This is a genomic window from Acetatifactor sp. (assembly GCF_982438285.1).
Map to the genome: position 1 here is coordinate 21,624 of NZ_CEWDFQ010000001.1, position 10,525 is coordinate 32,148.

General features: G+C 48.1%; 10 protein-coding genes and 1 riboswitch. Of the genes, 8 read left to right on the forward strand and 2 right to left on the reverse strand.

Annotated elements, in window-relative coordinates:
• Positions 1–2: 2 nt before the first annotated feature.
• The 8 genes from AC1WIP_RS00090 (at position 3) to AC1WIP_RS00125 (ending at position 8,543) form a co-directional block, all read left to right on the forward strand.
• Positions 3–1,667: a sensor histidine kinase gene (locus AC1WIP_RS00090; RefSeq protein ID WP_481139893.1), complete on the forward strand. Its 1,665-nt coding sequence runs from the start codon at positions 3–5 to the stop codon at positions 1,665–1,667.
• Between the two features lie 25 nt (positions 1,668–1,692).
• Positions 1,693–2,655, forward strand: a complete 963-nt coding sequence (bsh, locus tag AC1WIP_RS00095) for a choloylglycine hydrolase (RefSeq protein WP_481139894.1) — start codon at positions 1,693–1,695, stop codon at positions 2,653–2,655.
• A gap of 20 nt (positions 2,656–2,675) precedes the next feature.
• Positions 2,676–3,608 carry an ABC transporter permease gene (locus AC1WIP_RS00100; protein WP_481139895.1) on the forward strand — a complete coding sequence of 311 codons (933 nt, stop codon included), beginning with the start codon at positions 2,676–2,678 and terminating at the stop codon, positions 3,606–3,608.
• 41 nt (positions 3,609–3,649) lie between these two features.
• Complete coding sequence (locus AC1WIP_RS00105) at positions 3,650–4,525, forward strand: carbohydrate ABC transporter permease (protein ID WP_481139896.1); 876 nt, start codon at positions 3,650–3,652, stop codon at positions 4,523–4,525.
• A gap of 10 nt (positions 4,526–4,535) precedes the next feature.
• Positions 4,536–6,113: a response regulator transcription factor gene (locus AC1WIP_RS00110; protein WP_481139897.1), complete on the forward strand. Its 1,578-nt coding sequence runs from the start codon at positions 4,536–4,538 to the stop codon at positions 6,111–6,113.
• An 18-nt stretch (positions 6,114–6,131) separates the two neighbouring features.
• The gene (locus AC1WIP_RS00115; protein ID WP_481139898.1) at positions 6,132–7,286 is read left to right on the forward strand and encodes an iron-containing alcohol dehydrogenase family protein; all 1,155 of its coding nucleotides are present in this window, start codon (positions 6,132–6,134) and stop codon (positions 7,284–7,286) included.
• 56 nt (positions 7,287–7,342) lie between these two features.
• Positions 7,343–7,711, forward strand: a complete 369-nt coding sequence (locus tag AC1WIP_RS00120) for a molecular chaperone Hsp90 (RefSeq protein WP_481139899.1) — start codon at positions 7,343–7,345, stop codon at positions 7,709–7,711.
• 115 nt (positions 7,712–7,826) lie between these two features.
• The gene (locus AC1WIP_RS00125; RefSeq protein ID WP_481139900.1) at positions 7,827–8,543 is read left to right on the forward strand and encodes a gamma-glutamyl-gamma-aminobutyrate hydrolase family protein; all 717 of its coding nucleotides are present in this window, start codon (positions 7,827–7,829) and stop codon (positions 8,541–8,543) included.
• Positions 8,544–8,572: 29 nt separating this feature from the next.
• Here the strand turns inward: AC1WIP_RS00125 and AC1WIP_RS00130 are convergent, their stop codons facing one another.
• Both AC1WIP_RS00130 and AC1WIP_RS00135 read right to left on the reverse strand, forming a co-directional pair.
• Positions 8,573–9,235 carry an energy-coupled thiamine transporter ThiT gene (locus tag AC1WIP_RS00130; RefSeq protein ID WP_481139901.1) on the reverse strand — a complete coding sequence of 221 codons (663 nt, stop codon included), beginning with the start codon at positions 9,233–9,235 and terminating at the stop codon, positions 8,573–8,575.
• Positions 9,236–9,321: 86 nt separating this feature from the next.
• Positions 9,322–9,426, reverse strand: a riboswitch (TPP riboswitch).
• Positions 9,427–9,518: 92 nt separating this feature from the next.
• Positions 9,519–10,525 (reverse strand): LacI family DNA-binding transcriptional regulator (locus tag AC1WIP_RS00135; protein ID WP_481139902.1); only part of this gene is annotated, 1,007 nt, incomplete at its 5' end.

Genomic DNA, 10,525 nt, shown 5'->3' on the forward strand with positions numbered 1-10,525 from the left:
AAGTGAATGGAGAGGAGCGTACGTTGATCCACAGCTTTAAGACAAAAAACATGCAAAAAATCCTGATTTTCAGTATTGTTGTGCAGTGTCTGTGCATTCTGATCTTTGGCTATTCTCTTAAGGAGATTGAAAAGAGGGCGGAAAACAGTATAAAAATGCTGCTTGATCACTCTGTTGAGAAAATTTGGGATGAGTTAAACAGAAATAATGTGTGGATGAGAACCACCATTGTTTCCCCCAATGGGTATGACACTCTGTTTTTGCAAAATGAAATAAACCGGGTAAATCTGCTGGCGGAAATACAGAAGGATTACACTGTGCTAAATGAACTGTCCCAGGCCGAATATCACTTTTTTGCCTACGACAAAGCCGGGGAAAATTTCCTGGAAATCACAGCGGTGAAGATACCCTTTTCTTCCTATGAGGGGATTAGGGCCTGCGTGAAAAGGAGAATGCAGGAAGGGATGCAGAACGGGAAGTGGTACCTTATGGATACGGCAGAGGGGAAAATTGTTCTGGCGGCGTGGCAGTACGAGAACTTTATGTTTGGCGCATGGATTGACGAAAGCTCTCTTCTCTCGGAAATGAACGGCCTGGCTCTGGGCGAGGTTGCTCTTGAACAAAAAGAACTGTCAAAGCCGTCCTTTAGAGGCGGCTTTGACAATGATTCCTTTGTGTATCTTCTTTCGGAGGAGGAGACGGATTTTCAAATCAAAGTTTCCGTAAACAACAGCCAAGGCATGGACTGGCTGATTTTCATGCAGCTTCTGCAGTTTCTGCTGGCCGTGCAGATGGTGATTATTCTGGCGTTTCTGGTGAGGAGGCTGCAGAAAAATTTTATCCGGCCTATGAGAAATCTCACCTATATTCTGGACAGATATCAATCTCAAGGGACGGAGGAGATAAATGGAGGGCTGCCAGAAAGCGCCGTGGAGGATGCGGGACAAATTCTGGACAGGCTGGGAGTACAGCTGGAAAGGCTTCAGACAAAGCTGTACAAAAACGAGCTGGAAAGAAAGCAGCTTGAGATTAATTTCCGCAATCTGCAGATCAGGCCGCATTTTTTCGTAAACTGCCTGGCTATGATTTCCGGGATGGCGGATGTAAACGATGTGGGAAAGATACAAAAGATGACAGTGTGTCTGTCCGAGTATTACCGGTATGTGCTTCATGACTGTATGGACATGGTGCCTCTTTGGCAGGAAATCCATCACATGGGAAATGTGGTGGCAGTCAATAGTGAGTGGAGCAGCAATACCTATCATTTTACGGCGGACTTGGAGGAGGCGGCAAAAGAGGTGAAAATACCGGTGCTTTCGGTGAGTACTTTTCTGGAAAATTCCGTAAAGTATGGTTCTGGAACTGTGGAAATTGCAATGCAGGCCTCCACAGCTTTTGTGCAGGAGGAAGCGTTTTTATATATAAAAATTGAGGACAGCGGCCAGGGCTTTCCCGCAGAGCTGGCAGAGAATCTAAACCGGGGAAAGCCGGTGCAGGAGTCGGAGGGGAAGCATATCGGCATTAATAACGTGATGCAGAGAATGCGCCTGATTTATCAGGGAAGAGAGAGGCTGCATTTTTCCAATGGAAAGCTGGGCGGTGCCTGTGTGGAGCTTTGGATTCCAATGGACAAAGGGGAAAACAAGCCGGAGGGGCCTGGGGCCTAGGATAAACAGAAAGGCGGTGTTTTGTATGTGCACCAGTATTGCATTTCAGACAAAGGATTTCTATTTTGGAAGAAATATGGATTTGGATGAGCCCTTTGGGGAGAGGGTTTTGATTACACCCAGAAGGTTTCCTATAGCCTTCCGGCATGAAAAAGAGCTGAAAAGCCACTATGCTATGATCGGGATAGCGGCAGGCGGGGAAAATTATCCCCTGTATGCTGAGGCTGCCAATGAAAAGGGGCTTTGCATGGCGGGGCTGAATTTTTCCGGCAATGCTTGCTTTTCTGATGAGTGCAGAAGCGGCAGCCATAATATAGCGACCTATGAGCTGATCCCCTGGCTTCTTGCTTCCTGCGCCGATGTGGAGGAGGCCTGCGCCCTTCTTGCCAAAACAAATGTGACGGGAGAACCCTACCGGGAGGGTATGCCTGCGGCTTCGCTGCACTGGCATATTGCGGACAAAAAGGGCTCCGTGGTTTTGGAAATCATGGAGGACGGTATGCACATTCACCGCAATCCGGCGGGAGTTGTGACAAATAATCCGCCATTTTCATTTCACCTGATGAATTTAAACTGTTACCTGAATCTGACGCCGGAGTATCCGGAAAACAGATTTCAAAAAGAACTGAGCCTAAAGCCCGTTGGCATGGGAATGGGGACAATGGGAATGCCGGGGGATGCCTCTCCCATCTCCCGGTTTGTGAGAGCTGCATTTTACCGGGCCAATTCTGTCTGTGGAACGAAGGAAAGGGAGTCGGTGTCCCAGCTGTTTCATATACTGGACGGTGTGGGAATGGTGAAGGGAGCAGTGAGAAACCCGGAGGGAAAGTGTGTCTATACAACATACGCCTGCTGCATCAACGCGGAAAAAGGCATTTATTATTATAAGACCTATGAGGACAGCTGTATCCGCTATGCGGCCATGGAAGAGGCGGATATGGAGAAGGAGCATCTGGTGGAAGCAGCTGCCAGGCCGTGGATAGAATAGCGCACAGAAAGGAGAAAACAATGTGGGGAAAAAAGCATGGAAGAAAAACATGGGAAAAATACAAACGGTATCTTCCTCTTTATTTGATGATGGTGCCTGCATTCGTATATTTGCTTATCAACAATTATCTGCCCATGGGCGGCCTGGTGCTGGCCTTTAAAAAGTATAATGTGAATGACGGCATCTGGGGCAGCCAGTGGGTTGGCTTTCACAACTTTTCTTTTTTGCTAAGCAACAAGGATATGCCATTGCTTTTACGCAACACGATCTGCTATAACCTATGCTTTATTGTGATGAATCTGGTTTTTGGGGTTTTGTTTGCCATACTGATCACGGAGATCAGAAATCAGAAATTCCGTAAGCTTGCCCAGAGCAGTCTTTTGTTTCCCTATGTGGTGTCCATTATTATAGTATCCTACATGGTCAGAGGATTTTTGGACCCGGAGGCGGGACTTTTGAATCATTTTCTGGCGGCACTGGGAAAGGAGGAAATTTCCTGGTACAATCAGCCTGAATATTGGCCTTTTATCTTGGTTTTTGTAAATACCTGGAAGAATGTGGGCTATGGGTGCATCCTGTACATAGCGGCCATCCTGGGAATTGATCCGGCCTTGTTTGAGTCTGCGGCGCTGGACGGCGCATCAAAGCTCCAGAGAATCCGATACATTATGCTTCCCTTTTTAAAGCCCGTGATGATCACTACCACCCTTCTGGCTCTGGGAAGGATTTTTAACAGTGATTTCGGCCTTTTCTATCAGGTGCCTCAGGATTCGGGCCTGATTACCGACGTAACCCAGACGATTGATACTTTTGTATATAGGGCGCTGATCAATCAAAACAATATTGAAATGTCCTCTGCGGCCAGCTTTTTCCAGTCTATCATCGGGTTTTTGATGATTCTGGCATTCAACGCGGTCACAAGGAAGGTCAGCAGGGAAAACGCCCTGTTTTAGAAGCGGCTCTGGATTTGCAGCGCTTCGGAATGGAGGGAAAAATGATAAGGTCCAGGCAGGATAAAAATTTTGAAATAGCAGCATATGTGATAATGACGATTGTAATGGTAATCATACTGTTTCCCTTTCTTCTGCTGTTTGTGTCCTCCCTGACAAAGGAGAGTACACTGCTGCGGGAAGGCTATTCTATTTTCCCAAGGGACTTAAGCTTGAGCGCTTATTCTTATATCTGGGAATCCCGGGAGACAATTTTCCGGGCTTATGGGGTGACCATCGGAGTCACAGCTGTGGGGACTGCGGTGAATGTACTGATCACAGCTATGATTGCTTATCCGCTGTCCCTGGAAAAGCTGCCGGGAAGAAGAGTGATTTCTTTTCTGCTTTTGTTTACCATGCTGTTCCACGGGGGGCTGGTGCCCACCTATATGATTTACACTACGGTGCTTCATATCAAAAACACATGGCTGGCGCTGGTGTTTCCAAACCTTTTGTTCAGCGCCTTTCAAACCATTATTGTGAGAAGCTATCTCCAGAGCAATATTCCGGAAGAGCTTTATGAATCCGCAAAGATGGACGGGGCATCGGAGTTTCGTATTTTCCGAAAAATTGTGCTGCCCCTTGGGAAACCTATTTTCGTAACCATTGGTATTTTTGCGGGACTGTCCTACTGGAATGACTGGATGAACGGGCTGTACTATATCAGTGAGCCATCTAAGTATTCCATCCAGCAGCTTTTAAACGTAATGGTGAAAAATATCCAATATCTTGCACAGTTTGGAAAGAGCGGAGGCGGATATCCCAGCATCAGTCTGCGGATGGCCATTGCCTTTGTGGCTATGCTGCCGGTGCTGATCGTATATCCTTTTTTGCAGAAATATTTTGAACGGGGAATTATGCTGGGGGCAGTGAAGGGATGAGAGACGTCACATGAAATTACTGATCGTAGATGACAACAAGTATGTGGTGGAAGGGCTGAAGAGGCGGCTGAACTGGGAGCTTTTTGGAATTGATGAGGTGTTTGGATGCTTTGGCGTCAGCCAGGCACAGGAAATCCTCCAAGCGACAGAGATAGATTTTCTGATCACGGACATTGAAATGCCGGGAGGCAGCGGGTTTGAGCTGCTGGAATGGCTTAGGCAGCGGGAAATGGATGTGGAGAGCGTACTGTTAACCAGCTACGCAGAATTTTCCTACGCCCAGGCGGCAGTGGATTATCAATGCTTTCGTTATCTGCTAAAGCCGGTGGAAACAGCAATGCTGGAGGATGTGGTGGGAAAGCTGGTGGAAAAGAGGCTGCAGAAAAAACAGGAAAAACAGCTGGCCCAATACGGAAACAACTGGCTGTCCCATCAGGATATTGCCAAGGCCATATTCTGGAGAGATATCATGGATGCGGAAACGCCCTATGGCGGCACTGTGCAGGAGATAGACAAGGGGGAGGGCGGCCTGTATCCTCAGGGGGCCTTGTTTTGTGTGGCGCTGCTATGCTTCGAGCTGGACAGTGAGGAAAAGGGCTGGAGCAGAGAGCTGCTTATGTTTGTGTGTGAGAATATTCTGAATGAAATTATAAAGGACAGGGAAGCTGCCCTGGAAACTCTTTGTTACAACGGCTTTTCCCAATATGCCCTTGTGCTTGGCACAGAAAACGGAAAGCAACAGGCCGTAAAGGAGCTCATGGACCAGTTTCTGCAGGTGTTTGTCCCCTTTTACCACAGGCCCGTGGGCTGCTATTTAAGTGTTCCCTGCCGGCTGGAGGAGGTAAACGGACATTTGAGAAGGCTGGAGGAATTTCATTTGAACCACCTGAATTTCCACAGCGGTATTTTCATGGAACAGGAATACAAAGAGAGCAGGAAGGAGGAATACCAGGCCCCTGAGCTGGAGGAGTGGAAGGAATTACTCAGAAATGGACAGGAGGAGGCGCTAAAGCAAAAGGTGTCCCTGTATCTGCATAAGTTTAAGGAGGCGGATATTGACAGCAGCCTGCTGCAGTCCGTTCTGGCTGACTGGAATCTGGTGGTCTATGACCTGCTAAAGGAGAGAAATATCACAATCTATCAATTTTTGAAAAACGGAAGAAATCAAGAGCTTGTGAAAAAGGCGGTGAGAAGTGTCTTTTTCATGGAGGAGCTGATTATGGGGGAGGCAGGTTATATTGCAGAGCTTCTGGCATATGTGCAAAAGCAGGATATGATCATAAGCGGCATCCAAAATTATATCAAGGCACATTTGGATACTGTCACCAGAAGCCAGATTGCCCAGACCTTTTATCTTTCTCCCAACTATGTGTCAAAGCTGTTTCGCAAGGAAACAGGAGTTTCTCTCAGCGAATATATTCAGGGAGAAAAAATCAAGCTGGCAAAACGCCTTCTGACTCAGGAGGATCTGCAGATCAGCGAAATTGCCTTTCGGACAGGATACCCCAGCTTTGCGCACTTTTCCAGACAGTTTAAAAAGTATACGGGGGTATCGCCCACGGAATACCGAAATCAAAATCGACAGTAGGAGCGCGGACGCTTCGGAATGGAGGTAACAATGGAATGGATGTACAAGCAGCCGGTGCAAATCCTTTTTGGCAGCGGGAAAATCAAAGAGCTCGGAGCGCTTGCGGCACAGCTGGGCTGCAGAAGAGGGCTGCTGGTCTGCGATAAGTATTTTGCGGAAAATGGGCTGGCGGAAAGCATCGTTAAGGACAGTGGGGGAAGCCTTTGGGGCATTTTTTCTGATTTGTCCTCCAATCCCGACGTGGAGGAGGTGGATCAATGCGCCAAAACGCTAAGGGAGGGCGGCTGTGATTTTGTGGCGGCTCTGGGCGGCGGCAGCGCTATGGACTGCGCCAAGGCGGCTTCTGTGACGGCGCCTGCGGGCGGCTCCGTGAGGCGGTTTTTCGCAGGAGAGGAGCCGCTGCCCGGGGAGCATCTGCCCCTGATTGCCATTCCCACAACGGCGGGGACGGGGAGCGAGGTGACCTGTGTGTCTGTCCTTTCTGATCACAAGGAGGGAAGCAAGTCGCCTATAGTATCGGACAGTTTGTATCCGGTCTATGCTCTCATTGATCCGCAGCTGACCTATTCTGTGCCGGCCAGAGTCACCGCGTGCACGGGAATCGATGTGCTTTCTCATGCGCTGGAGGGATATTGGAGCAAGGGACACCAGCCTATCTGTGATGCCTGTGCGGTGTATGCCATAAAGCTTGTGTTCCGGTATCTATATCGTGCCTGGCAGGAGCCCCGGGATACTGAAGCAAGGGAAAAGATGGCAGAGGCATCGGTGATTGCGGGACTTTCCTTTACGCTGCCAAAAACCACAGCCCCTCATGCCTGCTCCTTTCCGCTGACTAATCTTTACCAGATTCCTCACGGGGAGGCCTGCGGTCTTACGCTGGATTATTTTCTCCGGCTGAATGCTGCTTCGGAGACGGATGGAAGGCTTGCCGGACTGGCGGGGGAGCTTGGCTTTGCTTCGACCGGGGAAATGGCGGATTACATTTACGAAATGAAGGCAAAGATGGGCCTGCGGACGGACTTAAAGGATTTGAACCTTACAAAAGAACAGGTAAAGGAGCTTGTACGTCTGAGCCATCATCCCAACCTGTTTAACAATCCTGTACCCGTCACGGATGATATGCTTTTTGAGCTGTATGGGACTATGAATTCCTGTTCATTTGTGCTAAAATAGACACAGAGAGAATGGATGAAAATCTGTGAAAGACGAATGAGGAAAGGACGGAAACCATGAAACAGAGTGTAAAGGATTATGTGATTGAGAAGGTAAACGAACTGATCAATGCCCCCACCTGCTGCGCAGAGGCAAAGATAGCAGCCCAGAACTGGCTTGATGCCCTTGGAACGGACAGGGAGGCTGAGCAGACAAAAAGCCTGATTGCAGAATTGGAGCAGGATATTGTCACTGTTGACGGATTGATTGCTTTCTCCGCTTCGGAGGCGGGTGCAAAAGTATTCGGCGCAGAAAAGGCAAAAGAGGTGAATGCCCACGCACAGGAAATCAAGGCGGCCGGAGCAAAATATTGCGATTGTCCTGCCTGCGCGGTGGTGGCGGCAATCTTAGAAGAAAAGAAGAATTTATTGACAGACATAGAGTAAAGTACTATAATGACTGGCAGGCAAGGGCGCTTTGAAGGTTTCAAGGCGCCTATATTTATGCCGCCTCTTCGCGGCCAGACTTGTAAATAAGGAATAACATTAGAGGAATCATATTATGAAAAAACCAATTATTGCGCTGTTGCCGTTGTATGACAGCGAAAAAGAATCCTACTGGATGCTTCCAGGATATATGAAGGGAATTGAAAAAGCGGGAGGTATTCCTGTTATGCTGCCTCTTTGCACAAACACTGAAATATTAGATACGCTGGCGGATCAATACGACGGCTTTCTGTTCACCGGGGGACAGGATGTTTCCCCTGGGCTTTATAAGGCAGAAAAATCCGCTCTTTGCGGTGAAATATGTAAAGAAAGGGATCAGATGGAAAAATATCTGCTGGAGAGAGTGCTTCATTTGGACAAGCCCATTTTGGGAATCTGCCGGGGCATACAGATTCTGAATGCGGTGCTTGGAGGAACCCTGTATCAGGATCTGCAGGCAGAGCACCCGTCGAAGATTACACATCGGCAAAAACCCCCTTATGATAAGCCAATCCACAGTGTGAGGCTGGAGCCGGATTCGCCCCTTTGCCTTTTGCTGCAAAAGCCGACTCTGGGAGTCAACAGCTGCCACCACCAGGCGATCAAGGAGCTTTCCTCTGCACTGACGCCAATGGCATATTCCGAGGACGGTCTGACAGAGGCGGTTTATAAGGCGGATGCCCGCTTCGTGTGGGCGGTACAATGGCACCCTGAATTTTCCTACGAAAGTGATGAAAACAGTCTTGCAATCTTCCGGGAATTTATCAAAAGAGCGGCAGAGGGAACCGTCTGAATCAGCCAGACGGACTCCCTCTGCTGCTTTTAAGCTTCCGTTGCCGTTTTCTTGACCACAAGAAGAGCCTTGGAAACGGGAGGCAGAGAAATGACGATGACAGTCAGCACCGCCTCCGCCAGTATGTAGGAATAATTATAAATGACGGGGTAGAGCGCGGCCAGAGACTGTGGGAAATTTTCGGGCATATAATCCATCCAGTACAGATATCCCCCTAGGGTGTGGAAGGCGCCTCTTGCCAGAACGCCTAAAAGATATCCCTTTACAAGACCGTTTTTGGATTTCCAGAAGATCCCGGCCAGCCCAAGGGCTCCAAAGGCCAGAATGTAATCGCAGCACACCTGGAAAAAGCTTAAGACGTAAGGCTCCTGAAGAAACTGCAGGATACCGTAGGCCAGCCCGGTCATAATCCCGGCCTTGACGCCGTACCAGTTTCCGATCAGACAGATGAAGAGCATGCTGAACAGGGTGACGGAGCCCCCAAAGGGCAGCTTAAAAGGCCTCAGGTAAGAGGTGACAAAGGCGAGGGCCATGGAAACGGCGCAGAAGATCAGCTGCTTAGTGGACAGCTTTTTGCCGGAAGCCGTTTTGCTGTGAAGCAGCCCGGCGGCAAGCACCAAAACCACGGCTGCGAGAATGGACAGGGCATAGCCCAGGGCGGTGAGACCGCCGTCTTGTGTGACAATAGACATAAAAAATCCTCCTTTGTGTTCGCAAGGAGGGACATCATCAGACCTGTGTGCCACCACACATAGGCATAGCTGCAGATGTGTGGCTGCGCGAGTCTTTTTTGCTTCCTTCCGCCGGTATTATCCGGTTCAAGTAGTGAGGGTTAGAATCCTGCGGGATTCAGTCTCAGCGATGTGCTCCCCTAGCGGTTATTTTGTTATTTATTTCGGAGTTAACTATAACACCCTGATGAAAGGGTGTCAAGTCAGAAAGAACTCTCCTGTGGTGGTCTTTCTTCAGAAGAGTCTATATAATAGTTTTCACAGAATTCCGATCAAAAAGGATAGGATCGATTTTCTGGTGCTTATGCAGGCTTTTCTGCTTGCTTTGGAGGCCGCTTATGAGTGTCTCAGCTGTCAGCCTGCCTAACAGATCAATAGGATGGCCTATGGTGGTAATTCCCAATAGATTGGCCCATGAAGCATCGTCATACTGGATTAAACTGATGTCCTCTGGTATCTGCATTTTAAGATGGCGTAAAGCCTTGATTGTATTAACGCCGACGATATCGCTGATGCTGATGATGGCAGTGGGCTTTGAGGACAGTATTTTTGTGACGATTCTGTCTTTTATAAACTCCAGATTGTCAAGAAGCAGGATATTTTGGGGATTCAGTGGAATGTTGTAATCCAGAAAAGCCTGCTTGTATCCTGAAATACGTTCCTGAAAGACAAGGTTGTTAAAGCCAATCAGCACAATATTCCTGTGTCCGCTGTGAATCAGGCGCTGCGTGGCCAGATAGGTGCCATGAAAATCATTGACGATAATGGAGTCAAATTCGTCATACAATTTGGCAAACAGCTGGAGCGGGTAGATATCCTGGTTTTGCAGCTGAGTGAGCAGATTCTGCTTTATTTCCTGATTTACGATATCGGGACTGAAAATAAGGCCTGATATCGGAAAAAACAAAAAGTCGCGCACTTTTTCATGAATGGAATCCTGATCCGGCCTGCTGAAGCTGATTAACAGCTTATAAGATGCTTGGTTAAGAGTGCTTTCGATGGAGTAAATTAAGTTGCTGAAAAAAGGATTCTGCACATCGTTAATAATATATCCGATATTATAATTCTCAGTGGACTTTAAATTGCTTGCGTAATAATTGGGGACATACCCCAATGTGCTGATGGCCTCATTAATGATCTGTAGCTTTTTGGGGGAAACGGATTCGGGTGAACGCAGTGCCCTTGATATAGTAGATTTTGATATATTAGTATAATTTGCTAAATCGTTAATTGTTATTCTTCCCATAGTCT